The organism is Brevibacillus gelatini (genome assembly GCF_003710935.1).
In the GTDB taxonomy this organism is placed as follows: domain Bacteria; phylum Bacillota; class Bacilli; order Brevibacillales; family Brevibacillaceae; genus Brevibacillus; species Brevibacillus gelatini.
This window is the reverse complement of the sequence record NZ_RHHS01000030.1, coordinates 21,669-46,783: the sequence shown is the minus strand read 5'-3', so window position 1 is coordinate 46,783 and position 25,115 is coordinate 21,669. Positions and strand designations below refer to the sequence as shown.

Below are 25,115 nucleotides of genomic sequence, written 5' to 3'. Positions count from 1 at the left end.
TTGGAAAAAGCGACCTGACACGTGGCACAGGTCGCTTTCTCCATGTGGTGATCGCTCGTCACCGTTTATTTTTGAGGGCCGCCGCTGAGGAACGAGAGACAGAACAGGCAATCCCCTTCTTTGCGCAAACTGCCGAAATGCACGTTGCAGATGTGGAACCCTTCTGCATACAGACGGGCAAGGTTGTCGTATCCTTCCCCGACCACGGCTTTTTTTGCTTTCTCCCTGGCGACAGGGGTTGTCCCCTTCTGCTTTGCCGGGGAGCCAGTCTTTTTCTTTTCCAGTCGGTTGCGAAGATGCTGGTTTTCAACGAGTAATTGGGCGTTTTCCTCCATCAAAACGACGATGACGTCTTTCAACTCACCGATCTCTTTGTACAGGTCCCCAATTCGTTCTTCAATGCTCGCCATCTTGACGAAGATTTCCCGTTTGTCCACTAGCTCACCTCTCCCCTACCCCCACACTTTATTCATAGGTGGGGAGCCCTATCGCAATCTCATCTAAGCCAAACTCTGTGATGCGCTTGTCGATCGAAAGCTCCACCTGAACGGACTGATCCAGTACGTTAACGGAAACGACTCGTCCATTTCCCATCGGGGTAGTGACCATTTTGCCGACATCCGGCAATTCATCACGCGTGCTTTCGTAGTTGTCATTCTCGTATTTTAAACAGCACATCAACCGGCCGCACAGACCGGAGATTTTTGCTGGATTCAACGAAAGGTTTTGGTCCTTGGCCATTTTAATGGAAACAGGCTCGAAATCGCCAAGGAAAGTCGAACAGCAAAGCAATCTGCCGCAGGGGCCAATGCCGCCCAGCATTTTCGCTTCGTCACGCACGCCAATCTGACGCAGCTCAATGCGGGTGCGGAAAACAGAAGCGAGGTCTTTTACCAGCTCGCGGAAGTCAACCCTGCCGTCCGCGGTAAAATAAAAAATGATCTTGTTGCGGTCAAATGTGTATTCCACATCGACCAGTTTCATATCGAGCTTGTGCTCCTTGATCTTCGTCTGGCACACGGCAAAGGCATTCTTGGCAGCTTGCCTGTTTTCATCAACCTGCTTTGCGTCCTTGTCGTCAGCCATACGAATGACCTTTTTGAGCGGTAACACTACATCGGACTCAGCAACTTCCTTTTTGCCGATGACGACCTTGCCATATTCGACCCCTCTTGCCGTTTCGACGATGACGTTACTATCTTTCTCTATCGGCAGTCGGTCAGGGTCGAAGTAATATATTTTGCCCGCTTTTTTAAAACGGACCCCAACAACCTCATACAAAGGTTATCCCTCCTGGAATTGAAGAACCAACCGCTCAAGAGCCAACTGCGCGTTGGCGTTTCGCTCTATCCGATTTTTCGTATCCATGACCAAATCTATCCCGTGCAAGAGCTCAGCTTTTGTCCATACCAGTGCTTGTCCTTGCAGCACATCCTGTTGGTCGCTGTTAATGAGATGGGCATGCCTGCCTACTTGCACATACAGGATATCGCGCAGCCAAAGGATGAGCAAATCTAAAAAGAGGGGCAGTTCCTCTTTGATCTTGTCGCTCTTTTGCAACATATCATGGATGGTGAAGAGCGCAGACGAATTACGCTGTTTGCACTCATGGCTCAATTGTATCACTAGATTTCTTAGCTGTGCAAACGAATCTGACTGGCTGAGTGCCCTGGCCTCTTCCACATTTGTCGTAATGTGCGAGGCAACCTGCGCCATTCCAGCCATGACGCCATCTGCCTGCAGCTGTTCCGCAATCGCTCCGGCAGAAAGTGGCGAGAATTGAACGATTTGGCACCGGGACAAAATCGTCGGGAGGATCGAGTGGCTGTGTTCCGTCAAAAGCAAGGCAAGCACGCCAGCGGGCGGTTCCTCCAGAAACTTCAGCAGACTGTTGGAAGCCTGGGTCGTCATTTTGTCGACGTGTTCAACGATATACACCTTGTGCTTGGACTCTACCGCTCGCATGGCCATTTCTTTTTGCAGCGTACGGATCTGGTCGATTTTGATGGAGGCCCCATCCGGTGTAATAAACAGCACATCGGGGTGGTTTCCCCCCTCAATCCGCCTGCATGTAACACAGGCCCCGCAGGCGTCCGCTTCCCTTTCCGGACAAAAAAGGGACTTCGCCAGATGCAGGGCCATCTGCTTTTTGCCTGCTCCCTTCGGACCGGCGAACAAATAAGCGTGCGCCAATCTGTTGTTGAGCAGGCTATGGTACAGCAGCTCCGAAGCGCGTGGCTGCTGGGAAAACCGGGTCCATGTCATAATGGTTTCCACCCACTAAAAATACAAATTAATCAGCATGCCGCGGATTTCGCCTATCCGGGCCAACAAATCAATCGTCGCTGCCTGATCGCTCAGCAGCTCGTCTGTCAGACGCAGCAGCTCGGCATCGACCTGTTTGACGATTTTGTACAGCCTGCTGCGGCCTCGCCGATTTATTCCTCGCCGGTCATCCAGGGCGACACCGTACTTGACGGCTTCCTCCATGAACTGCTTGACGAGATTTTTATAGGCGTAGAAGTCGCGAATCGAGCGGGATCTGGCGAGAATCTGCCCCATCCTGTCAATGTCGCCAAGCAGCCGATTGAGCAGCTCCTGGGACATGCGCTCGTCTTCTCCTTGCATCATCGTGCCAAAATTGAGCTTTTCGAGCTGCGGATTTCTTCGCGAATCCGCAGTTTTTATCATGTCCAGCTTAGGTCGTAGCCCGTCGCCGATTTTCATCACGCCACCCCACATAACCGATCAGTAGAGGGTTTTTCCCCCGTTAGATCAAGTATAATCGAAAGCAGCGAAAAAAGAGAGCAGGAACCTGTAGATAGGAAGAAAGATTCCGCAAAATTGCAGATTGCCGTTTCGCCAAGTCGCGCCAAAGTCAGAACGAGTGGAACTCTTCGACGTCGAGTACAAACACAGCGGCTCCGCCCACCTGCACTTCCAGCGGGTACGGCATGAACGAATCCACCGCATTGCTGAGAGGGGAAACGGGCGTAACCATTTGTTTGCGGGATTTGCAGTTGTGCGCAATGATGTCGATTACTTCCGGCACGTTTTCGTCAGACGTACCGATCAAAAACGTTGTGTTGCCAGCTCGCAAAAAACTGCCGGTACTGGCGAGCTTCGTCGCACGAAACCCTTTTTTCACCAGTTGTTGAGACAAACGACCACTATCTTTGTCCTGGACGACCGCAACTACCATTTTCATCGGCTATCACCCTTTCCACAAGAATCAATCCCGCACGGTTTGCTTCATTGTATGAAAAACACGTAGGCCTGGTACGATATTTCGCTTAATCATATTATACCGTATGTCCCAGTACATGCGGTACTGCGAACCTTACAATCTGCCGAGCAATGCCCGCAGCGCCGACTCATACACCTGTTCCATCGGCTGTTCGGCATCAATGACGACAAAGCGCTCCGGCTCTCTTGCCATTACCAGTTGATACCCTTCCCTGACCCGATGGTGGAAGCGGATGTCCTCCAGATCGAGTCGGTTGACTTCCCTGCCGCGCGCTTTGTTGATCCGCGCAAGCCCCGTCTCGGGCTTCACGTCAAAAAACAGCGTCAGCTCCGGCATGCAATCGCCCACGGCAAAGCGGTTGATCTCGTACACCGCATCGATACCAAGCCCCCGGGCATGGCCCTGATAAGCAAGGCTGCTGTCGATGAATCGGTCGCACAGCACAAGCTTGCCTGCTGCGAGGGCCGGCAGCACTTTTTCCGCCAAATGCTGGCGTCTCGCTGCGGCGTACAGCAGCGCTTCCGTCCGCTCGTCCATCGCGGTATGCGCCGGATTCAGGATAATTTCCCGGATTTTCTCGGCAATATCAATACCGCCCGGCTCGCGTGTCAACAGCACGTCCACTCCGCGCGAGCGCAGTTCCTCGTACAGCTTGGCGATGACAGTCGATTTGCCCGCTCCCTCGCCGCCTTCTATTGTAATAAATCGGCCTTTTTGTCCTGTTGTCACTTCCATACTCCTTCCGCACCTGCTGTCACAGGCCGTATGCTAGCCAGCCTTGATTAACGCAATACTTGTATTGTTTGCAGCCGATCATCCTGCACTCCGTGAAAACGGGTATGTCCCCTCCGCAACTGTACAAGCATCGCCAAGCCTTCCTCATCAATGCGCTCTCCCGGCACCAATACCGGAATGCCCGGAGGGTAAGGGATGACCATCTCCGCTACCACGCGTCCCAGCGCCTGTTCCAGCGGGATTGCCTCCCGTGGACGGTCGACAGCCTCGTGCATCGGCACAGCCTGCTGCCGCAAATAGTGCGAGGAAACAACGCCATGCAGCAAAATCCGCTCCTCTTCCGGCTCTGCCTTGGGTGAGATCGATTCCAGCAAGCGGACGAGCGCATCCAGATCCCGTTGAGAGGTTCCCGCAGACGCAGCCAACAGCACGTGCGACTCGTCGGCCAGCTCCGGAAAAATCCCATTCTTTTCCATAATCTCTTGCAAAGCAAACCCGCTCATCTGTCCGGTTCGCAAATGCAAAAACAGCTTCAACGGATCAAATGTCGTGTACACCCGACTAGCGCATGGCTGCGGCCACTCCAGCCATTCCAGCCTGGCCGTCCGCTCCCGCAGCTTGTCCAAAAGCGGCAGCAATCGCTCCCACTCTTCCTGTGCCTCCAGCGCCAGATGGCGTCTCGCCAGATCGAGCGAAGCCATCAACACGTAAGACGGGCTGGACGACTGGAGCATGGCCAGCAGCCGATACAGCCGTTCCCGGTCTATTCGTCCGCCCTGCAAGTGCAGCATGGAGGACATCGTCATGGCAGAAGCCATTTTATGCGTAGATTGTACGGCCGCGTCCGCACCCGACTGCATCGCCGAGCGGGGAAATGCCGGATGGAAGCCAAAGTGTGCCCCGTGCGCTTCGTCTATCAAAAGCGGAATGTCATGACGATGCACCGTTGCCGCCATTTTTTCCAGGTCGATGCCCATCCCGTAGTAGGTTGGATTCGTTAAAAAAACGGCCTTGGCATCGGGATGCGCTTGCAGCGCCCGCTCCACATCTTCTCGTCTGACTCCTGCCGCTACACCTGTTGCCAAATCGACGGCAGGCACCAAAAATACAGGTGTCGCCCGCGCCATGATGATTCCGTGAAACACGGATTTATGGCAGTTGCGTTGTACCAAAATTTTATCTCCAGGGCGGCATACCGTCATGATGAGGGCGATGTTGCCGACGGTACTGCCGCCAATCAAAAATCTCGTCTCTTCGGCCGCAAAAGCCTCCGCAGCCAACGCCTGTGCTTCTGCAATCACGCCCTGTGGCTGGTGCAGGTCGTCGGTTCCGCTGATTTCTGTCAGATCAAGCTCCAGAATGGAAGAAAACCGCTGCCTGGCATGGCTGTCAAAGCTGTGGCCCATCTTGTGTCCAGGCACATGAAACGGATGCGGGCGATTCCTCGCGTGCCGTTCCAGCTGTTCATACAGGGGCGCACGCTTTTGCCGCTCCCGAAATTCAGCATTTCTCGCAAGCACGCGCAACTCACGTCCTTTGTCATGAATTACCCATTATTTTAACATGATTTGACAAGGGAAAACGGAATTTCGCCAAGCTTTTTGGTAAATGAAAAAGACACCGGGAATGCCGATGCCTTTTTCCTTCACGCATCTTTTCGCAGCCAAATACGTCTCATCTGGTGGATGAAAAACGGATACTTTTCGTCCTGGACGTCAGTATGGACCATTTCCTGTTCGCATGTTCGACAAATAAACTGCTCACAAATGGCGATTCCGTCATTCTGCTCCTGTTCACAGACGATACATCGCTGAGCAACTTTTTCCATTGTAAAAACGCCTACCCTTTTCCTCAATCTACCAACCATTATACCCCATTATAATCCGCGCCATTCCCAAACGTTCGTCTTTTCCCCGACAGCTCGGTACCCTTGGCAAAGGAGCCTGGCTTCTTGTACAGGAAAACTGGAGACGGCATCAATGACCAGCGATTGCCGCATCGCACGGATCAGCTCTTGCAAGGAAAGCTCGGCAACGACCCCCTGCCCGTCCCCGATCACGAGCAAATCGGCATCTTGCACAGCCGCCTCCCAGGAATTGCAACGTACCCACCCCGGACGAACCTCGTTCGGAAATAGCTTGTCTGTTCCTGTGTACACAGCGACCTTTCTGCCAGCAAGCCAGCCTTGGGGCATGCTGCTCCACAAGCCTTCCGGGCCGATCAGCGCGACTCGCTCTATTTTCGCTTTTTGCAGGACATGCTGGCACTCCCGCACGATCCACGCACAGACAAGCGAATGATCCTGGCGCCCCGAATCGAGCCAGCCCTGACCAATGCGCGTGTCCAGCCCCAATGCCCTTGACACTTGCGAAAGCGATACGCCGTTGTCGTCACACACCTCGCCCATCTCCCAATAAAATCGTTCCTTCCACGCCAGATAGCGAGGGAGCTGACGAATCGCTTCATCGACTTCGCGCCGTCCGCACACCATGGAAACTTTGCCGTGGTCAGCGAGCAGCCGACAAAGGCGGCGCATTTGCTGCCCAACCGGCTCGCCCCCAAGCAGCACCCGTTCGTTTCCTGACCACAGGCTCATCCGCACCACCTCGCACGGCTTTTGGCTGGCTTCGCACGCTGCTGCGAGCTCGTCTGCCCAGCCATACGGCGCTTCGTCTCCAAATACAAGCAACAATGCGGGGCCGTTTTCCTGGCACAAGCTGTTTTCTCCGAGTTCATGCAGACTGCTGTAATCGCCCGGACCCGTCAGCAAAAACCCGTCCACTCCTTCTGCCGATTCCCCTTTTTGTGCGACGAGCAGATCCATTCCACATTCTTTTAGCGACTCGCCCCACTTGTGTAGGATTTGCTCGGCAGCGACCCATAACGTCATACGCTGATGGCGCAAATGTCTTCCTCCTTCCCTCCGGCCTGGCAGCATGTTTCGCCCTATTTTTCGTGCCCAATCACGGAAGATTCCTTTTTATCGTTCCCAGAAACTTCCTGACAATAACACCAGCAGCTTCGTTTGCCTGCCAAAAGCGTACCGTTTTCTGTGCCGAAAACAGCAAAAAGCCGCCAGTCCTTACAATGGACCAACGGCCTGTCAGCAGCACATATTGGCTTTCTCAAGATTTGCGACTGTGCGATAATGGGAAAAAGAACGAAAACAGCGCGATTGCTGTCGTACATACATGCCAGCTTCGGCAACCAGACTGCAAAGGAAGTGACTTTTTTTGAAGGGACATGCCCAACAACATACGATTTACAGCTACAAGCTGCTTTACCGCTTTCGCTGGGGGCTGATCGGGTACTTGCTTCAGCTCTTGCTGATTGGCCTGTCCCTGATCGGCAGCTCCATGCTGCTGCAGGTGCCTGTCGTCTCTCTCGTCGTCACGCTGGCGATCCTGCCCGTTGTGCCGATCTGCCATCTGGTCATTTTTCGGCTGTACGCCCATCTGCGCTCGCAAAAGCCTTGGACAACCGCCGACATGCTCGTCTCTCCCTGGTGGGGAGCCGGGTATGTGCTGCCCGTGCCGCTGTCCGTTTATCGCGCCAGCGAGTGCACGGTGCTGTGCGGCAGCGTCCTCATTGCAGCCGGAGCGTACGTCTGGCTTTCGGCCGGCTATGGACTTACCTTGCTTGGCGGTGTCGTCATCGTGGCGCTGCCGCGCATCATTGCCCTGATCGCGTCATTTCGCCAGCCCAGCGAAAGCCGGGTGAAATACGAGAACCGCGGCGTTGCCTTTTTGAAAACAGATGGCTAAAAAATGTCAGCCCATGATCCACAGCTTGATGACGATCAATGCGGCGAGTCCTGGCAGGCGGAGAAATCCGGCGATCAAAGCGGTGATCGGGTTGATCGGAATGTGGAAGCTGGCCAGCTCGCCAACCAGATTGGTGAAAAACAGCAGAATCGCGCCAATGACCACTTGCATGACGCCAACGCCCATCCATCTGATCGGAGTTGCGACAGATTTGCTTGCCGCTGTCAAAAGCAGAATCCCGACAATAATCAGAGCAATGACCCACCCCGTAGCCATGAACGCCACCTCCTACGCGTGTTTGCGGTGCCGCTCTCGTTTTGCCTGCGCCAGCAAATACATGTACCGCTTTTCCGTTACGTGCAGATAGTAAATGACATCCTCCAAACCGCCATCCGGCTCGCTGACCTCGACGAGATGGCGGGCGTGCTGCCAATCCTCACGGGCCTGATTCACGGCTACATCCAGACTTTCGGCATCCCAGTCAATGACAACCCGCTCTTTTTTGCCCCACCTGCTCAAATTTGCAGACCCTCCTTTATTTAGTTAAAGTAATACAAAACCCCCGTCATGTTGTTCACCGCGTGCAGCAGCACAGCTCCCCAGATTGACTGGTAGCGGTGCCGGACAAAGCCAAGCAAAAGTCCGATGACAAACAGCGGTGCAAACAACGCCACGTCAATATGCAAAAGAGCAAACCAGAAGCTGCTGAGGACAATCCCTGCGACGGCTCCTACGCGCCGAACGAGATAGGTCTGAATCACACCGCGAAACAAAATCTCTTCGGCGATCGGCACCATGATCCCTATGATCGCAAGCGACGCCACAGCCGCGAGCAAATCTGTTTCCTTCGCTGAAACAATCTCCCTTTCGATCAGCTGCTCTCGCTCCGACGACAGCGACAGCCCAAGCCAGTCGGAGAGCGGATTCGTCACCAGCACGTCCAGCAAATACAAAATCAGCAGGAACAGCACCAGCAGCAAGACGAGCATTTGCTTGATCCGAACGGGTCGGCATACCCCGATTTCCCCTAGTCGCCTGCGAAACCACAGCGGAATCAAGATGAGCAAAAACAATTGAAAGGAAGCCGATTCCAAGAAACCCGCAACTGTTCCGACAGCAAATAGCGGTTCTTCCAGCACGAAGCCGTACAAGAACAACACAGCCGTCTGAAATACATGCATCCACGCCACGATGTGCACCACGTCGTTGCCTGTCAGCTCGTGATTTCCCCAAAGCCACAAGGTCTGCCTGCTTTCCCGCGCGAGGCCGTAAATAAAACCGACGGCTGCGATGAGGCTTAACACGGAGAGCCCAAGCACAAGCACCCCTACCCATGCCTCTGGCTGGTCTGCCGTAGAAGCAATCCATTTGCCGTCCTCTCCGGGATGAAAGCGAATCATGGAAAATTCGGTCGCAAGCATCAGCCAATACCCGACAAACAGCATGATTGCCCACGGCGTGGACTTTTGTCGCCCAGCCCAACTCGCCAGCGACGGTCCTGGTCCTGTCAGCATTTCCTCACGCTCCTATTTCACTCTATGTCTCGTCCACGAAAAAAAGTCCGCCGTTTCCTCACGATTTCTCCCTTGTCGTCGAAATGAAAAAAAGACAGGAAATTCCCCCGTCTTCTTTTTCACCCTTATAGTTCGCGCCTGCCTTCCAACGCTTTGCTCAAGGTAACTTCGTCTGCGTATTCCAGGTCTCCGCCCACAGGCAATCCGTGGGCAATTCGCGTCACGCGGATTCCGAACGGCTTGATGAGCCGCGATATGTACATCGCTGTGGCTTCTCCTTCGATGTTCGGATTGGTGGCGAGGATCACTTCCTTCACCTGTTCATCGCTTAAGCGTTTGAGCAGATCCGGAATGCGGATGTCCTCCGGCCCGATACCGTCCATCGGCGAGATCGCGCCGTGCAGTACGTGGTAGTAGCCTTCGAACTCTTTCGTCTTTTCCATCGCCACGACATCGCGCGGCTCCTGGACGACGCAAATGATCGAGCCGTCCCGGCGTTTGTCCCGGCAAATGTGGCACGGATCAAGGTCGGTAATGTTGTTGCAGACCGAACAATAGTGAAGCTGGCGTTTGGCGTTGACCAACGCCTTGGCCAGATCAAGCACGTCGTCTTCTTTCATGTTGAGCACAAAAAAAGCCAGCCGCCCAGCGGTCTTGGGACCAATGCCGGGCAGTTTCATAAAGCCTTCGATCAGTTTGGAGACCGGTTCTGGATAGAACATCACAACTACCTCTTTTCCTGCCCAATTTTAGAACAGGCCCGGGATGTTCATGCCTCCGGTGAATTTGCCCATTTCCTTGCTCATCAACTCTTCCGCTTTGCGCAGCGCGTCATTCACGGCTGTCAGCACCAGGTCTTGCAGCATTTCCACATCTTCCGGGTCAACGACTTCCGGCTTGATGACGATGTCTCTGATTTGCTTGTGTCCATCGGCTTTTACGATCACAGCGCCGCCGCCAGCAGAGCCTTCGACGATTTTTTCTTTCAGCGCTTCCTGCGTTTTTTGCATTTCTTCCTGCATTTTCTTCACTTGCTTCATCATTTGTTGCATTTGCTGCATGTTTTTCATTCAGGTATCCTCCCTATAATTGTATGGAATAGCTAGTCTTTTACTTCTATGAGTCCTTCACCGACAAGCTTGATCGCTTCTGCCAGAAACGGGTCTTCCTCTTCCGCAGCCGGACTGTCTTTTTGCGCTGCCTGCTGGTCGATGCCTTGCCATTCTTCCTCCATGACGGACAACAGTTGCAGCGGCCTTCCCAGCACAGTAGACATGACCCGCTCCACGACGCCTTTCAGCTCCGGCTCCATGGTTTTATCACAATGGATCGCGCTGGAAAAAGTGACGACAACGGCACCATTCCCGGCGGCCACAGGCTGACCGTTGACCAGCCACGCCTGATACTGGATCTTGATTTTTTTCAGATCGGCTAAAATCTGGCTCCACTGCCCCCGAACCTGTCTGGTCAAGTTCTCATCCAGCGCCTTGGCTACTTCCCTCACGCGATTGAGCGGTGTTCGCGAACCGCCGCCTGCGGCTGCCATCACGCGTCTCGGCTCGCTTTTGCGCGGCTCTTCGGCTTTGTGCTGGCCGGGCAAGCTGACTTGGCCTTGCAGCACCTGATTCAGCCGTTGCTCCAAAACGCCAAGCCGTGTTGCCAAGGCTGTCAGTTCCTCGCTGGTGGCTGTTGCCGCCGCTCCGCTTGCCGCTGTCGCCTGAGCGGTTGGCTGGCACAGTTTCACCAGTGTCAGCTCCACGAGAACGCGCGCATACGTCGACCATTTCAACTGGGACAGCGCCTGGTTGCACGTCTCGATCGCCGCATACAGAGTCGGCAGCGAATACAGCTTGGCAACCTCCTGAAACTGGTCGTCGATCATGGTTCGCTCCACAATCTCCTCCAGTTGCGGCGCTGTTTTCAGCAACAGCATGTCGCGGTAATAGTAGAGAAAGTCGTGCAGGAACTGCTCCGGGTCTTTTCCTTGCACCATGACCCGATCGAATTGCTCCATCACCTGCGCGACATCATTTTGAGCAATATATCTCGCAAGCACGGAAAAATACGATTGAGCCACCGTACCCGTGATCTGCATAATATCGCTGGCACGCACCAGATCCTTGCTGTAGCTGATCGCCTGGTCCAGCAAGCTCAGCGCATCACGCGCCCCGCCCTCCGCCATCTTCGCGACGAGCTGCAAGGCCTGTTCTTCGACCTGCACTCCTTGCGACTGACAAATCCGCTGCAGCAAATTGACCATCACTTTTAGCGGAATCCGATGAAAATCGAAGCGCTGGCAGCGGGAGATAATGGTCGCCGGCAGCTTGTGCGGCTCTGTCGTCGCCAGAATAAAGATGACGTGGGACGGCGGTTCCTCCAGCGTTTTCAACAGGGCGTTGAACGCCTCTGTCGTCAGCATATGCACCTCGTCGATGATGTACACCTTGTACTTGACGTCGCTCGGAGCAAACTTCACCTTATCGCGAATGTCCCGGATTTCCTCGACACCGCGGTTGGAAGCGGCGTCGATCTCCAGCACATCCGTTACCGAACCATTGGAAATCGCTTTGCATGTTTCGCACTGATTGCACGGCTCGCCATCTGTCGGCTGCTCGCAGTTCACTGCCTTGGCCATGATTTTGGCCGCACTTGTCTTTCCCGTACCTCGGGGACCGTTGAACAAATAAGCATGAGAAAGCCTATTTTCGCGTAAAGCGTTACGCAAGGTTATCGTCACATGTTCTTGTCCGACTACATCCTGAAACGTCTGCGGCCGGTATACGCGGTATAGCGCGGTATAAGCCATGTTCGTGTGACACTCCCCATCTGCACAGTCCACTTCCATATCCTATTCATTATACACGATTGGTACCGTTCATACAAAGAAAACGCCCCGTTCACGAGTGTGCGGGACGCGATAGCCGAGACCGGACTTTTACAGATACGGCAGCATGATGTGGAAGGTCGTCCCGTACCCTTTGGACGACACACGAATCTGACCGCCGATGTCGTGGATGATTTTTTGACAGACAGACAGGCCAAGCCCTGTCCCTTCTTCTTTTGTCGTAAAAAACGGATCGAAAATCTTGTCGATAATGTAGAGCGGAATCCCCGGCCCTGTATCGTGGATGTCGATGCTCATCTTGTCTCCGTCCTCGTCGAGATGATGGGAAATTTGCAAAGTTCCCTGCTCGCCCATCGCTTCGATTCCGTTTTTGCATATATTTATGAATACTTGCTTGAGCAGCTCGGTATCTCCCACGACCATCGGCAGCTTGCCGCGAGAGGGGAACTGAACTTCGATTCCGTACAGAAGCGCCTGCGACTCGACGATTGGCATGATTTCTTCAAAAACCGTATTGAGGTCAACCATCGCATATTGAACATCACGCGGCTTGCTCAACAGCAAAAACTCGCTGACCAGCGAATTGATCCGATTGATTTCCGTCAGCATGATTTCCGTATAGGTCTTCTCCCGATCCATGCCGCTGTCGGTAAAAGACTTGAGAAACATTTGCAAAAATCCTTTGATGGAGGTCAACGGATTGCGAATTTCATGGGCCGTGCCGGCGGCAATCTGCCCGATCATCGCCAACCGCTCGTTTCGCTCGATTTTTTGCTCAATAGAACGCAGGTTGGTAATGTCTTTAAAGAGGATAAAAGCTCCCACCGTTTTGCCTGACTCGTCCTGCAGCGTATTGGCGTCGACGATCAGCTCATAGCGCTGATTGTCATTCGACCACGACATCGCTACGTTTTGCAGCTTCACACCATCCAGAAGCTCCTTTTTAATCAACCGGTGCGGCTCCGGAATCCCGTTGAATACTTCATCCACGTGCTTGTTGATGACATGAAGCCGCTCCATTCCCAAAAGCCTGCAAGCTGGTTGGCTGGCCTCGATAATGCGCAAATGCTCATCGAGAATAAACAGGCCCATGCTCGTATCGTGGGTCAGCTTGGTCATGAGCCGCTGAGACAAGACTTGATCGGTTTCTTTAGCCAATTGGTAAAAATGAACCAGGTACAAGGGGTTCTCTGCTTGCTGAACCAGTATCATCACAGGCGTCTTTCTGCTTTTCCCCTGTTTGTCACGCCATTCTACTTCCACATTCGTTCCCGTTTCCTCTTCTCTTTGCAAAAGCTCCTCGTACATCTGTTCCATGGAGCCCTGATAAGGGAGGATGGTCGCTACGGGTTGCTTGATAAGCTGGTCACGTGAATATCCGGTAACACGCAGCAGTTGTTCGTTTACTTCCACGATACTACCCGATTGATTCACCAATAAAACGGCGGTAGGCAGTTGATGTATAAACCGCTGCAAACGTCCGGACGAGCCAACGAGATGTAACGAAAAAGGTGCACTCACAGCTTGTCCCTCCTGGCCTATGATGTACTTCATGAGCAAAGAAACCCATGGCATTTCTCAACTATTATGAAACTTCGTGAAAAAAAGCTGAACACCTGCCCTCAGAGGCAAACCCGACCCGAGAAATGTTTCGCTAGTTATCGTCAAAATCCAACAAAATACTCCGATTCGCAAATAAAAAATAGCATGCCTCCCGAAGGAAACATGCTATTGAACATTCATGTAGGTACCGTGCACCTATCTTCGATAATTCTTATCCAAGCGTTACTTATGGCAGCAGCTCAGAGCAGGCTACCCTGCGGCACACGCGATGATCCACTTATGGCTGCTTCCTTCCGGACCTGACCAGGTTCATGGGTTCGCGTTGCACAGGACCCGCTCCTCAACACCGCCGCCATAAGGCAGCCTCACATAAGAAAACCTCGGATAGGAATTCAACCCTGCTATTGCGGATTGCAGGTTACAGGGCACCGCAACCTCCCCGTCTAGCACGGTACGATAAGAATACCAAAGATACGAGCCGATATCAAGGTGAAAAGCCATCCAATACTAGGTAGCGGCTTTTTCGTTGACAATACTGTCACTGTTTTCCGTTGGCTGCAGCACCTGAATGGCGCCGCTCAGGTAAGCTTTTTGAAAAATCGCAACGATTGACGGATCAAACTGGGTCCCTTTGCAGCGCAAGATTTCCTCATACGCCTCTTTGCCTGACATGGCATTGCGGTAGGAGCGCGTCGAGGTCATCGCATCAAACGTATCGGCGACTGCCAGAATTCGCCCGATCAGCGGAATATCTTCCCCTTTTAACTGGTGCGGATAACCGTTTCCGTCCCAGCGCTCATGATGGTGCCTGACGCCCGGACTGACATGAGCCAGACTTTCAATCTGCTCCACGATGTCGGCCCCGATTGACGGATGCCGCTTCATGAATTCGTACTCTTCGTAGGTGAGCTTGCCGGTTTTCAACAGCACCTGATCGGGAATCGCCACCTTGCCAATGTCGTGCATCAGTCCCGCATAGCGCAAATCATCACGGGTAAAGCCAAGCTGCTCCTTGTCCGGCATTTGATCGTAAATAATGAGTGCATATTGGGTCACTCGCTCTGTGTGACCGGCGGTATAAGGGTCTTTCATTTCTACCGCCAGATAAAAGCTGCGGACAATCTGATCCAGCCCTTTTTGGGAATATTCCCGCTCCCGATCGATCAGCGATTGTATCTGGGATGCCATGATGTTGAACTTCTTTTCCAGGAATGTGATCTCGCGCATGCCTTCAATCGGTACGCGTATGGAAAAATCGCCTTTTACCAAAGCATCGGTCGCGTCCACCAGCGTGCTGATCGGCTTGCTGATCCAGCGGGCTATGCGGTGGGCCACATAACCCGAAAAGATGACCACAAGACAGATCGTACACCACAAAACGAATTTCATCCGTCCCAGCCGATTGGCGATGTCTTGATCGGGCAGCCATTCCACATAGGTCATCCCGCTCGTTGGCGAGAACTGATGATACGCATAAACATTCTCGTTATGTATGTTGACAGCAAACACTTTTTTCTCTTCGGCAACGGTTAAGTGTTTGCTCAGATTTCTGAATTCGGACGCTGCGGAAACGTGCTTCCCGACCATCAACTTGTCCGGGTGAACCAGTATTTTCCCGGACTGCATCAACACCAACAGGTTATTGTACTTGGCGATTGGACTGTTGTTCACCCAGCTAGCCAGTTCGTCCAGCTTAATCTCTACGAACAGCGAACCTGACAACTCGCCGCTTTTGCCCTCGACTCGCTGTGAAAAAAACAACGAATTCGGATTCGCCTTTTCATCGGTGCGACTGAACAGGGAAATCTGGCTATCTCCGCTCCCCCACGGCTCTTGCTGCAGCTTCGGCAGCTGTTGCAGCTCCTCCCAGCTATCCTCTTGCCGCAGGGAAATGACTTGCTGATCGTCCCGCACGAAATGCACATTTCGAACCAGATTGTGAAAGTAGGTAAACTTTTCGAAGGCAAACCGTACCTTGCTTTTATGCGCTTCCCAATCGCTTGCCGTAAGAGGGTTCTCCTGAGACTTGGATATTGAGGTTCGCAAGACCGGATCGTTTGCCAGCTGACTCATGTCGTATTGGAGCGTCTGAAAAATGGTGTTCAGGCGTCTTTCAATCGTAACAAGATGCCCCCCGATGTTCTTTTCGTATTGCTCAAACACTGTCTTCTGCGCTTCCTGGTAGAAAAGAAAGCAAATGAGCAGAATGGGGAACAGGCTCAGCAATAAAAATGTTGCAAATAATCGGTCTTTCAACTTCAATAACACAAGCCTCCTCCTTTCTTCTGGTTGATCTCGCTCACAGATTTATATGTTTGTCACTTCATATGTTTTTTCGTATCCTTATCCCTTTTACCGCGTTAAGCCAAGAAATAAACATGGAATTTACCAGAGTTGGCTCCTTTTCTTCAAGCAAATAGACAGAGCTGTCTCTTGCATATTATCCTAGCTTGGAATGACTTTTCAATATAAGGGGATCGGACAAATGAGATATATTTTTCCTGTATTTTCTTCGTACAGCATCCTGCCTGACATCACCCTTCCAGAATGGCTTCGCCAGCGGCAAAAAAGTTCCTCCCTTAACGAAGCATACAAAAAAACCATCCTTCGCGAAAAAATCTGCGCAGGATGGGTTTTTCACAGGTTGTCATTCGTTTCCTTCACGTTTTACCGTCGGCGAAGCCACACCTGTAGCGTGGCTCCTTTGTCTTTGCCACACCGTATATCCGTAATAGCTGATGCCAGCCAGAACGAGCAGTCCTGCCGCCCCGACGACCATCGTTTGGTTGAACATGCCCACAAAGGCGTTGAGACGCTCGACGTTGTTGCCCATCAGGTTGCCGGCGAAAAACAAAATCAGTGTCCAGACAAGCCCGGTCGTATAGGAAAACAGGGCGTAGCGCCGAAACGTCATTTTTCCGATCCCCACCAAATACGGCACCACATGCCGGACGACAGGCAAAAAGTAACTGATGCACAAGGCGTAGCTGCCGTAACGGTCCAGCAGCGCTTGCGCCCGGTCCACGTACTTGTTCATGCCCTTTTTCTTGCCGATCCAGTTCAGCGCCGGAGCGCCGAGCCATCTTCCCAGCACGTATCCGAGCGACAAGCCGGAGACAACCCCCATATAGGTCGCTACAAAAGCAGGCACCACATGCAAGACTCCGAGCGAGGTCAATACGCCCGCCGACAGCACAATCACTTCATCCGGAATCGGCATGCCGACAATCCCTAGCCATAACATGAAGAAAAGGGCAAGATACCCGAACTGACCCACTGACTCGGTCAGCATATCCACAATCATCGCTTTATCCTCCTATCCAGCCTGCTACCCGTGCCCTTTGCGGCAGATGTAGACAAATGCCGGCGGCAGATTAAGCGGAACAAGTTTTACTGTCATGTTTTCAAAGACAGTGGATAGCTGCTTTTTCATCTGGAGCGAGTATTGAAAGGTGACAAATACACCGCCCGGCTTCAGAGCAGCATAAACCTCTTCCATGATCTGATCGCGCAGCTCCTGCGGGAAGTTGGCAAACGGCAGCCCCGACACGATACAGTCAGCCTTGCCCAAACCTGCTTCGCCCAGAACACGGGTCAGATCGACCGCATCTTCATGAAACAGCACGTTGGGAAATTGCTGCTCCAGCCTTCCGCGCATCTTGCTTTCTTTTTCAAACGAGACGAGGGTAGCCTCCGGACGCTTCATCCGCTCGATCCAGGCGGTAAAAATCCCTGTACCCGCGCCCAGTTCCACAATGGTATGAGCCTCGCTCCAATCAATCGGCGCCATCATCTGCTTTGCCAACGCTCGGGAACTGGGGGTGATGCTACCTACTTGTCCGGGTGACTGTAAAAAATTATAGAAAAACATCAGTCGGTCCTTGATGCTAACCGGATGATGACAATCCATCATCATGATAGACGCTCCCTTCGTTGCTTCCTTACCCACATGATATTCCAAAAACATTTAGAATTATCTTTCCAAAAACGAAAGATTTTCTTAATACTATCACAGTAAACGTTTGGGAATCAAAAAACCTCCGTCTCTGGTCGGAATTGCAAATCACGCTTTTGATGGTTACGATCTGACAGCCATATGCGTTACAATTATTTCAACAAGATCATTCGTCACTCAAGACGAGGAGGACTATTCAATGGATTATCGAGGAGTAAAAGCAATCACCCACGCCAGCGCATTTTTCGCACCGTTTCTGGTGCCGATCATCGTCTGGCTGCTCATGCAAGAACGCGACGCGAAAAATATGGCTCTCCAGGCCTTGCTGTTCCATTTGTTCATGAGTATTCTCATCAGCATTTCCTGGATTCTCTCCTTCGTGCTGATCGGGATTCCGTTTTTGATCGTGTTTGGCTTGATGGCGATTTACTACCCGATCAAAGGGATCATCTATTCGTTGCAAGGCCGACCGTTCCACTACCCGCTCCTTGGCTCGATTGTGAGATAAGCCGAGTCGGTCCGTGGCTCAAATTTAGCAAAAAGACCAGCATCCGTTTAGGATCGCTGGTCTTTTTGCTGTGCTGCCTGCTTGTTTTTGATTATTTGGAGCAAACGGTGAAACGCTGGTTCAGATGCTGTGGATTTTCGATTTCATCGAGTACCGCAATCGCGTAGTCCGCGTAGCTCACATAGCTTTGTCCGTTGCTGTTGACCAAGAGGTGGTCTTTGCCGAGCTGATATGTGCCTGTTCGCTCGCCCGCAGGATCGAAGAAGGCGGAAGGACTGATGAAGGTCCATTGAATCCCTTCCGTCGCTTGCAGGATGCGCAGGTTCTCTCCCTGCTTTTGCGCAGTCGCCAGATACATCTCTGGAAAATCAGGCGTTTCCATCACGCGTGTCGTTTTCGCTTCGTCGACGAACAAGCTGCCTGCGCCGCCCACTACGAGCAAACGAGTCGCCGGAGCGCCCTTCATCGCGTCGATCAAAACGTTGCCTGCCTCGACATGCAGATGTTCTTGGCCAAAAGGAGCGCCGAACGCGTTCACCACTGCGTCAAAGTCCTTCACGTCGGCTGCTGTCAGCGCGAAAATATCTTTTTCTACTACGGCTGCTTTTGGCTCGTCGATTTTGGACGCGTCGCGGACGATTGCCGTTACTTCATGCCCGCGCTCCAATGCTTCTTTCATAATCAGCTTCCCTGCTTTACCGCTTGCGCCTACAATTGCAATTTTCATTGTTGGTTCCCTCCATGTGAAATAGATTGAGTAGTAATGAGTGTGAATATGTTGTAACAAAAAGAGTTACATCTGGCGCAAAAAAATTTGCACCTTGAGCTTGCTTGTTTCGTTGTAATCATTTTAGTTACAACAAAACCATCTGTCAATACTGTTTTTCCCGCGCTGTATGCAAAAGCATCTGCCTTACCCGGAAATGCGGCTGCATGTTGCTGGCAGCTCGCTTTTTGCCCGGATGCGGCAGATGCCCTGATTTTTCCTATCCCTTTTGCTTCGTCGGCCCTTGCCAGGTAATCATCCCGCCCTGGAGGTGCGCCATTTGCGAAAAACCGTGCTTCTTCAAGATTTTTGCCGCCTGCTTGCTGCGCAGACCACTTCGGCAATAGAGCAAAATGTCGTTCTTCGGAGAAATCTCCTTCACTCTCTTGTTCAGTTCGGAGAGAGGAATATTTACAGCCGAAGGAATGTGCCCGTTTTTGAATTCATGCGGCTCGCGCACATCGATCAGCATTACCCTGCTTTTTTGGTTCACCCGCTCCTTGAACTGCTCTGCTGACAGGTTTTCCAGTCCTTTGACGGGCATGAAGCGAGCGATTAAATACCAGGTTGTCAACGCATACGCGATAATAAGCAAAATCGTCGTGAAGTCCATGTGAACATCCTTCCCAATGAATTAGCGACTTTTCACCAAAAGCTCAACTGCTTCTTTTACCATCTTGCTCGTGTCGCCACCGTTCGCCTGCTCATCCAGCAGACAGCGCTGTAAGTTCTCCGCTACGATCTGCGCGATAGCCCTGTCAGACGCGTTGCGAACTGCGGACAACTGAGCGACTACTTCCTTGCAGCTTTTCTGCTCGTCCATCATTTTCAACACGCCACGGATTTGTCCTTCAATTTTGCGCAAACGTTTTTTAATATCGTCACCGTAGTTGTACTCCAAGTGAAGTCCTCCTCCTGTTTTTAGGATCGCGGATACATATACAGGTATCTTATGCGAAAAGCAGGCTTTGTCAAGCGAGCGCGCATGCTTTGTCCCTTCGTATGACCGTTTAAATAAACAGATTGACTTTTGCCTGTGTCGCATCGCCCAGGTAGGCTGCCACACCCGCGTACTCCATCCCGTCAATCAGCTCCTCCTGCTTCAAGCCCAACAGATCCATCGTCATCGTGCAGGCGACCAGCTTGACCCCTTGATCCTGTGCCAGCTCAATGAGTTGCGGCAATGTCAGGGCGTTGTGCTTTTTCATGACGTGTTTAATCATTTCCGGGCCCATCCCGAGCATATTCATTTTAGACAGTCCCAGCTTCTTCGCCCCTCTCGGCATCATCCAGCCAAACATTTTCTCCAAAAAGCCCTTTTTGACCTTGACGACCTCGTCCTTGCGCATCGTGTTCAAGCCCCAGAAGGTAAAGAAAATCGTCACGTCGTGGTCGTAGGCGGCTGCCCCGTTTGCAATGATAAACGCTGCGATTGCTTTGTCCAAATCGCCGCTGAACAGCACAATCGTCGTTTTTTCTTTCTGGCTCTCGTGTCCCATCATAGCAGGTCCTCCTTATACTATTACTCCTATAGGTATAAAAACAGGCAAAAAGAAGCTTCCTTCAAAGGAAAAACCTCTTTTTTCCCGTTACAAAATATCGTTCCAAACCTTGATAGCCGTCGCAGCGATCAGCACGATCAGGGCGTAGCGCAAATACTTGACGTCTATTTTGGCGCTGACCATACTGCCAAGCGGCGCTCCGAGGATGCTGCCCATGACCGTAAACAACACCGGAAGCAACGGAATGTGCCCGGCGTACAGTTTGCCTGCAACACCACCGATGGCAGAAATGAATACAATAGCCAGTGACGAAGCGATGGTGACGCGTGCAGGAATCTTGAGCACCGTCAGCATGATCGGAATGAGAATGAAGGCGCCACCCGCTCCCACAATTCCCGAGACCATTCCCACGACGAAGGCTGCCGGAATCGCTATGGCACGATTGTATTTGATCTCATCCGCCTGCTCCTGCATCCCTTTGTTCTTTTTCAGCATCAAAATAACGGCGACAACAGCCAAAATCCCGTACACCAGGTTGATGCTGTCGCCTGACATGTACTTGGAAGTCAGGCCACCCAGGAGGCTTCCGACCAAAATGCTGATTCCCATGTCTCTGACAAGTCCTGTGTGTACCAGCGGCGAGCCTTTGCCGTTGCGCTTGCGAAAGGCAATAACCCCGGACAGAGACGCGAAAAACACCTGGAACATCGAAATAGACGATACCTCCTGCGCGGAGAAAGAAGCGAGTCCAAGCCCTGCCGGGACAAACAAAAGCAATGGATAGTTGATAATCGCGCCGCCAATCCCCAGCATTCCGGAGAAAAAGGAACCGACAAAGCCAAGAGCTACCATGAGTAATAACAGCAAGACGTCCATAAGTCCTCCCCGCATTCCACGCAAAAAACTGCGCAAGAATGCCCTAGCCACTTTTCAAATGTCTATTCGTCAGGTAAAATAAAACCAAGTAAATAACTATGATTAGGGTGATATAAATGGTTCGTTTTTTTAAAACCATTCTCCAGCATCGCTGCCCCACTTGCCAAGAACCGCTGCGCTCCCGGCGCAACAACCTACTTTGTGAAAAAATTTGCCCCAACGGCCATTTTCGCGAGGAAGTCTACCCTCACCTTGGCGTTCGTATTGTCTATGAAAACAAGGACTAAGCAAACACTTCCTGCGCGTGCCTGCTTAGTCATTTCGCTTACAGCTTTTTCACCAAAAACTTGAATACCCCGTTCTCCACTTCATGAGTCACCAGCTCGTTACCGGTCTGCTTCACCCATGCGGTAAAATCCTGGAGTGATCCTTTGTCCGTGGAAAGAACCTCCATGGTTTGCCCCGGCTTCAGCGTATCCAGCGCCTTTTTCGCCCTTACAATCGGCATTGGGCAAGCCAGACCTTTTGTATCTACAACGATGTCAGCCATGTCTACCTTCCCCCTTATTTATCGTGAACGGCGCAACGATTTGGCCCTGTTTCCATTTCACGCTGCTCTTCTTCATCGGGCTGCAATCTGCCCATGTTGACTTGCCGGATTTCCTGATAGGCGTTAGGCTGTGGCGGCAACTGCCCGGTAACAACACGCCGGAACTCAGCTTCACTTGCAATGTTCAACCCTGGATTGTCGCGGTACAAATCGCCCAAGCGCGCTGATACGACTCCGTCCGGCCCCAGCTCCGCATGGCTGCCAAAATGAGCGGGTAGTACCAGCAGCTCTTTGGACAGATCTTGATACCGATTATACAAGGTGTCGTGCAAGTCTCCTACCCAATCCTCGGCCTTGCCAGCCAAATCCGGCCGTCCGATTGATGCTACAAACAAAATGTCGCCTGTGAGAAAGTACGTGTCATCTACAAGCAAGGACGTGCTGCCGATTGTATGGCCTGGAGAGTAGATCGGCAAAATCGAAATGCTGGTCGTGCCAACCTGAATGACTTTGCCTTCCTCCAGCTTTTCATAGGCAAACGTCACTTCTTCCGCGTCCTTTTCCGGGAGCCAGTACGTAGCGCCTGTGCTTTTAGCCAGCTTCCTGCCGCCTGATATATGGTCGGCGTGCAAATGCGTGTCAATCGTATGAGTTATGGTCAGGCTGCGCTCTTTGGCAAACGCTTCATAAACGTCTGTCAGCCGCACCGAATCGACAACAGCTGCTTCCTGACCGGAGACGATCATGTAGGACAGGCAGCCTTTTCCGATACGAACAAATTGATAAATCTCCCCGCCATCTCGCAAATCGCCTACCTTAACAGGCTCCAGATGCTCGCTCCACTCCTTCATCCCGCCTTGCAGGTAATACACGTTGTCCAGTCCGGCTTCCGCCAGTTGCTCTGCCACGAAAACAGACGAGCCTTCCTTGGCGCAGACCACGAGTATTTTTTGCTTTCCCGGAAGCTTGCCGACGATCTCTTCCACCCCATCGATCAGTTCAAAATACGGGACATTGAAGCTCTTGACCCGGTGCCCTTCGATATGCCAGTTTTCATAGTCTTCGCTGTTGCGCACATCGAGAATAAAAAGCTCCTCCTGGGCAAAAAGCAACTCGGTCAATTCATGTGCCGTCATTTTTTTCACTTTGGCTTGTTGATGTTGCAGGTTACTCATGCCAATATCCCCCTCACTCGTTTTCTGCCGGGCCAGTCCAACCAGCCATACCCGGAACGACGTTTTTTACTCGGGAAAAGCCTTTGCCCGCCAGCAACTGGCACGCCAGATCGCTGCGGTTTCCAGAACGACAGATGACAAATATGTCGCGATCTGTCGGCAGCTCATCGAGATGCTGCTCCAATACCCCCAAGGGTATTGATTTGGCCGCAGCAATCCGTTGAAACGCGTATTCAGCAGGTTCTCGCACATCTATCAGCAGAAACGGTTCCGCGGATTGCAGCCTGGCTTGCAGTTCTTTGTTCGTGATCGTATGCGGATATCTCGTCTCAGCCTTCGTCTCCTGCGGACTGGCCTTTCTGAGAAAATGCCTCAAAACATTCCCCTCCTGAAGCGAGCCTAAATAGTAGTGCCCCGTATTGTTTGCCCAGCCCTTCATGTCAGCCAGCGAGCCTTTGTCAGTGGCTTGCACCTCAATGACCTCGCCGGGAGCGATTTGCTCCATCGCCTTTTTCGTGCGGACAATCGGCATCGGGCAAGCGAGCCCTTTGCAATCCAAAACCTTATCGGCAGAAAAATGCGGTTGTGCTTGTGCAGGCATATGTGTTTCCCCCTTGTGCTTTGAGTGGAGTGTGGGTTGAAAGACAGATTTGGGTTTATGGGATTTATTTTTATACATATACCCCTATGGGTATTATAATATGCGCAGAGGTTTTTGTTGTCAACAGGGGAGGAGTTGTCTTTTTTGGCAAAGGGATGCAGTAGGTTTAAGAGGTTACGGCTGATGGGCTGTTTTAGGCGGCGCTCACGCATGGATTGGGATGCTGCCGTTTTGGGTTCAGCTACGGCAAGCGCGACTGTCTTCAAGGGGAAGAAGCGGACCAGGCTTTTCGCCAGGTAGCGAAAGAGGCGTACTACGTGCTTTATCAGCTCTCCAACAAAGTGTGGATCATGGAAAATCCGTCACGGCTTTCCGTCGAGGATTTGGCGAAGGAAGAAGATGTGTACGTGGTAGACAAACAGTTTACGTGGACGTATGTGCGGACGCATGAGACCGGATGGTTTGGGCCGTATTTTTGCAGGCGGTGAGGAAACAAAAAAATGACCCAACGGATTCTTCCGTTGAGCCACTTTGTAAGCGGAGAGAGTGGGATTCGAACCCACGCACGCCTCACGACGCCTAACGCATTTCGAGTGCGTCCCCTTATGACCACTTGGGTATCTCTCCATATTTTCGTTTGTCAGAAACATTATTTACTATAGCAAATCCGACCCAAAAGTGCAAGAGCCAACTTCCGGGCTGCCCCTTGATTTGCTCGCCGCATTAGGCCAAACTATTAACAACACCCGGTAAGGGGATTTTTGACCAGAAGAAAAGTGAGGAACATACATGAAACGAGAACGTTTGGACAAGGTGCTGGCGAATATGGCGTTCGGCACACGCAAGGAAGTGAAGGCACTGGTGAAGCAAGGACTGGTCGTCGTGGACGGCGTGGTCGCGACCGATCCGGGCATGCACGTCATTGCCGAACAGCAGGACATCACCGTGGACGGGGAGCCGCTCAACTTCAAGCGCTGGGTGTACATCCTGCTAAACAAACCCCCTGGGGTAGTTTCCGCAACCGAAGACAACGTGCATCAAACCGTAGTCGACCTGCTTCCATATGAATGGGCAGTCAAGGTGCATCCGGTAGGCCGACTGGACATCGACACTGAGGGGCTGCTGCTTCTGACCAACGACGGCCAGCTTTCGCACAGCCTGCTGTCCCCGAAAAAGAAAGTGGACAAGGAGTATTTTGCCCGCATCGACGGCCCGGTCACAGAGCGGCATGTACAGGAATTTGCCAAAGGGATTGAATTGGAGGATTTCACCACACTGCCGGCGAAGCTGGAGATTTTGTCTTCGGGAGAAACTTCCGAGGTTCGCGTGACGATCATGGAAGGAAAGTTCCACCAGGTAAAACGAATGTTTGCCGCCTTCGGTCTGCATGTCACCTACTTAAAACGCATCCGCATGGGCCCGCTTCACCTCGACCCGGCACTCGCTCCCGGCGAATACCGCGAGCTGACCGAGGAAGAGCTGCACCTGCTGCAAAACGTAAACAAATAATCAAG

Annotated in this window: 31 protein-coding genes, 1 tRNA gene and 1 other RNA gene; 4 read left to right on the top strand and 29 right to left on the bottom strand. The window is 52.2% G+C overall.

The window, feature by feature from the left end; translation table 11 throughout:
• Window positions 1-65: 65 nt before the first annotated feature.
• From yabA to EDM57_RS13170, 9 genes are all read right to left on the bottom strand, one after another.
• Window positions 66-437, bottom strand: a complete 372-nt coding sequence (gene yabA, locus EDM57_RS13210) for a DNA replication initiation control protein YabA (protein WP_122905212.1) — start codon at window positions 435-437, stop codon at window positions 66-68.
• 28 nt (window positions 438-465) lie between these two features.
• Complete coding sequence (locus EDM57_RS13205) at window positions 466-1,281, bottom strand: PSP1 domain-containing protein (protein ID WP_122905211.1); 816 nt, start codon at window positions 1,279-1,281, stop codon at window positions 466-468.
• A gap of 3 nt (window positions 1,282-1,284) precedes the next feature.
• The gene (holB, locus tag EDM57_RS13200; RefSeq protein ID WP_122905210.1) at window positions 1,285-2,265 is read right to left on the bottom strand and encodes a DNA polymerase III subunit delta'; all 981 of its coding nucleotides are present in this window, start codon (window positions 2,263-2,265) and stop codon (window positions 1,285-1,287) included.
• Between the two features lie 15 nt (window positions 2,266-2,280).
• Window positions 2,281-2,727, bottom strand: coding sequence for a YaaR family protein (locus EDM57_RS13195; protein ID WP_122905209.1), 447 nt, complete (start codon window positions 2,725-2,727; stop codon window positions 2,281-2,283).
• Between the two features lie 151 nt (window positions 2,728-2,878).
• Entirely contained in the window at window positions 2,879-3,208 is a 330-nt protein-coding gene (locus tag EDM57_RS13190; RefSeq protein ID WP_122905208.1) for a cyclic-di-AMP receptor, read from the bottom strand.
• A 132-nt stretch (window positions 3,209-3,340) separates the two neighbouring features.
• On the bottom strand, window positions 3,341-3,982 hold the full coding sequence (gene tmk / locus EDM57_RS13185) for a dTMP kinase (protein ID WP_122905207.1): 642 nt from the start codon (window positions 3,980-3,982) through the stop codon (window positions 3,341-3,343).
• 47 nt (window positions 3,983-4,029) lie between these two features.
• Window positions 4,030-5,502 (bottom strand): aminotransferase class I/II-fold pyridoxal phosphate-dependent enzyme, encoded by a 1,473-nt coding sequence (locus EDM57_RS13180; RefSeq protein WP_122905206.1) that lies wholly within the window; start codon window positions 5,500-5,502, stop codon window positions 4,030-4,032.
• 125 nt (window positions 5,503-5,627) lie between these two features.
• Window positions 5,628-5,810, bottom strand: a complete 183-nt coding sequence (locus tag EDM57_RS13175) for a sigma factor G inhibitor Gin (protein WP_122905267.1) — start codon at window positions 5,808-5,810, stop codon at window positions 5,628-5,630.
• A gap of 48 nt (window positions 5,811-5,858) precedes the next feature.
• Window positions 5,859-6,887, bottom strand: a complete 1,029-nt coding sequence (locus EDM57_RS13170) for a hypothetical protein (protein WP_246005804.1) — start codon at window positions 6,885-6,887, stop codon at window positions 5,859-5,861.
• Window positions 6,888-7,215: 328 nt separating this feature from the next.
• Here EDM57_RS13170 and EDM57_RS13165 point away from each other — a divergent pair, with 328 nt between their 5' ends.
• The gene (locus EDM57_RS13165) at window positions 7,216-7,746 is read left to right on the top strand and encodes a hypothetical protein (protein WP_122905205.1); all 531 of its coding nucleotides are present in this window, start codon (window positions 7,216-7,218) and stop codon (window positions 7,744-7,746) included.
• Between the two features lie 6 nt (window positions 7,747-7,752).
• Here the strand turns inward: EDM57_RS13165 and EDM57_RS13160 are convergent, their stop codons facing one another.
• The 11 genes from EDM57_RS13160 to EDM57_RS13110 form a co-directional block, all read right to left on the bottom strand.
• On the bottom strand, window positions 7,753-8,022 hold the full coding sequence (locus tag EDM57_RS13160; protein WP_122905204.1) for a pro-sigmaK processing inhibitor BofA family protein: 270 nt from the start codon (window positions 8,020-8,022) through the stop codon (window positions 7,753-7,755).
• Between the two features lie 12 nt (window positions 8,023-8,034).
• Window positions 8,035-8,265, bottom strand: a complete 231-nt coding sequence (locus tag EDM57_RS13155) for a DUF2508 family protein (protein ID WP_005830519.1) — start codon at window positions 8,263-8,265, stop codon at window positions 8,035-8,037.
• 20 nt (window positions 8,266-8,285) lie between these two features.
• Window positions 8,286-9,260 carry a CPBP family intramembrane glutamic endopeptidase gene (locus EDM57_RS13150; protein WP_122905203.1) on the bottom strand — a complete coding sequence of 325 codons (975 nt, stop codon included), beginning with the start codon at window positions 9,258-9,260 and terminating at the stop codon, window positions 8,286-8,288.
• Window positions 9,261-9,385: 125 nt separating this feature from the next.
• Window positions 9,386-9,982, bottom strand: coding sequence for a recombination mediator RecR (gene recR, locus EDM57_RS13145; RefSeq protein WP_122905202.1), 597 nt, complete (start codon window positions 9,980-9,982; stop codon window positions 9,386-9,388).
• A 27-nt stretch (window positions 9,983-10,009) separates the two neighbouring features.
• Complete coding sequence (locus tag EDM57_RS13140) at window positions 10,010-10,321, bottom strand: YbaB/EbfC family nucleoid-associated protein (protein ID WP_122905265.1); 312 nt, start codon at window positions 10,319-10,321, stop codon at window positions 10,010-10,012.
• Between the two features lie 41 nt (window positions 10,322-10,362).
• Window positions 10,363-12,066: a DNA polymerase III subunit gamma/tau gene (gene dnaX, locus EDM57_RS13135; RefSeq protein WP_122905201.1), complete on the bottom strand. Its 1,704-nt coding sequence runs from the start codon at window positions 12,064-12,066 to the stop codon at window positions 10,363-10,365.
• A 129-nt stretch (window positions 12,067-12,195) separates the two neighbouring features.
• Window positions 12,196-13,626, bottom strand: coding sequence for a PAS domain-containing sensor histidine kinase (locus EDM57_RS13130; protein ID WP_122905200.1), 1,431 nt, complete (start codon window positions 13,624-13,626; stop codon window positions 12,196-12,198).
• 229 nt (window positions 13,627-13,855) lie between these two features.
• Window positions 13,856-14,120: signal recognition particle sRNA large type (gene ffs / locus EDM57_RS13125), an RNA gene on the bottom strand.
• 55 nt (window positions 14,121-14,175) lie between these two features.
• Complete coding sequence (locus EDM57_RS13120; RefSeq protein WP_122905199.1) at window positions 14,176-15,936, bottom strand: HD domain-containing phosphohydrolase; 1,761 nt, start codon at window positions 15,934-15,936, stop codon at window positions 14,176-14,178.
• A gap of 379 nt (window positions 15,937-16,315) precedes the next feature.
• Window positions 16,316-16,972, bottom strand: a complete 657-nt coding sequence (locus EDM57_RS13115) for a DedA family protein (RefSeq protein ID WP_122905198.1) — start codon at window positions 16,970-16,972, stop codon at window positions 16,316-16,318.
• A 24-nt stretch (window positions 16,973-16,996) separates the two neighbouring features.
• Window positions 16,997-17,584 (bottom strand): class I SAM-dependent methyltransferase, encoded by a 588-nt coding sequence (locus tag EDM57_RS13110; protein WP_122905197.1) that lies wholly within the window; start codon window positions 17,582-17,584, stop codon window positions 16,997-16,999.
• Between the two features lie 238 nt (window positions 17,585-17,822).
• Here EDM57_RS13110 and EDM57_RS13105 point away from each other — a divergent pair, with 238 nt between their 5' ends.
• The gene (locus tag EDM57_RS13105) at window positions 17,823-18,131 is read left to right on the top strand and encodes a DUF4870 domain-containing protein (RefSeq protein WP_122905196.1); all 309 of its coding nucleotides are present in this window, start codon (window positions 17,823-17,825) and stop codon (window positions 18,129-18,131) included.
• A gap of 91 nt (window positions 18,132-18,222) precedes the next feature.
• Here the strand turns inward: EDM57_RS13105 and EDM57_RS13100 are convergent, their stop codons facing one another.
• From EDM57_RS13100 to EDM57_RS13065, 8 genes are all read right to left on the bottom strand, one after another.
• On the bottom strand, window positions 18,223-18,858 hold the full coding sequence (locus tag EDM57_RS13100) for an NAD(P)-dependent oxidoreductase (RefSeq protein WP_122905195.1): 636 nt from the start codon (window positions 18,856-18,858) through the stop codon (window positions 18,223-18,225).
• A 259-nt stretch (window positions 18,859-19,117) separates the two neighbouring features.
• Entirely contained in the window at window positions 19,118-19,510 is a 393-nt protein-coding gene (locus EDM57_RS13095; RefSeq protein ID WP_122905194.1) for a rhodanese-like domain-containing protein, read from the bottom strand.
• A gap of 21 nt (window positions 19,511-19,531) precedes the next feature.
• Window positions 19,532-19,798, bottom strand: coding sequence for a metal-sensitive transcriptional regulator (locus tag EDM57_RS13090; protein ID WP_122905193.1), 267 nt, complete (start codon window positions 19,796-19,798; stop codon window positions 19,532-19,534).
• A gap of 109 nt (window positions 19,799-19,907) precedes the next feature.
• Window positions 19,908-20,399, bottom strand: coding sequence for a DsrE/DsrF/DrsH-like family protein (locus EDM57_RS13085; protein WP_122905192.1), 492 nt, complete (start codon window positions 20,397-20,399; stop codon window positions 19,908-19,910).
• 87 nt (window positions 20,400-20,486) lie between these two features.
• Entirely contained in the window at window positions 20,487-21,275 is a 789-nt protein-coding gene (locus EDM57_RS13080; protein ID WP_122905191.1) for a sulfite exporter TauE/SafE family protein, read from the bottom strand.
• A 325-nt stretch (window positions 21,276-21,600) separates the two neighbouring features.
• Window positions 21,601-21,825: a sulfurtransferase TusA family protein gene (locus EDM57_RS13075; protein WP_122905190.1), complete on the bottom strand. Its 225-nt coding sequence runs from the start codon at window positions 21,823-21,825 to the stop codon at window positions 21,601-21,603.
• A 14-nt stretch (window positions 21,826-21,839) separates the two neighbouring features.
• Window positions 21,840-23,000: an MBL fold metallo-hydrolase gene (locus tag EDM57_RS13070; RefSeq protein ID WP_122905189.1), complete on the bottom strand. Its 1,161-nt coding sequence runs from the start codon at window positions 22,998-23,000 to the stop codon at window positions 21,840-21,842.
• Between the two features lie 13 nt (window positions 23,001-23,013).
• A complete protein-coding gene (locus tag EDM57_RS13065; RefSeq protein WP_122905188.1) occupies window positions 23,014-23,601 on the bottom strand; it encodes a sulfurtransferase TusA family protein in 588 nt (195 codons plus the stop codon).
• Between the two features lie 215 nt (window positions 23,602-23,816).
• Between EDM57_RS13065 and EDM57_RS13060 the strand changes: the two genes are divergently transcribed.
• Window positions 23,817-24,089: a DUF4275 family protein gene (locus EDM57_RS13060; protein ID WP_122905187.1), complete on the top strand. Its 273-nt coding sequence runs from the start codon at window positions 23,817-23,819 to the stop codon at window positions 24,087-24,089.
• A gap of 50 nt (window positions 24,090-24,139) precedes the next feature.
• Here EDM57_RS13060 and EDM57_RS13055 read toward each other — a convergent pair.
• Window positions 24,140-24,228, bottom strand: a tRNA-Ser gene (locus tag EDM57_RS13055).
• Between the two features lie 162 nt (window positions 24,229-24,390).
• Between EDM57_RS13055 and EDM57_RS13050 the strand changes: the two genes are divergently transcribed.
• Window positions 24,391-25,110 carry a pseudouridine synthase gene (locus EDM57_RS13050; RefSeq protein WP_122905186.1) on the top strand — a complete coding sequence of 240 codons (720 nt, stop codon included), beginning with the start codon at window positions 24,391-24,393 and terminating at the stop codon, window positions 25,108-25,110.
• Window positions 25,111-25,115 lie beyond the last annotated feature (5 nt).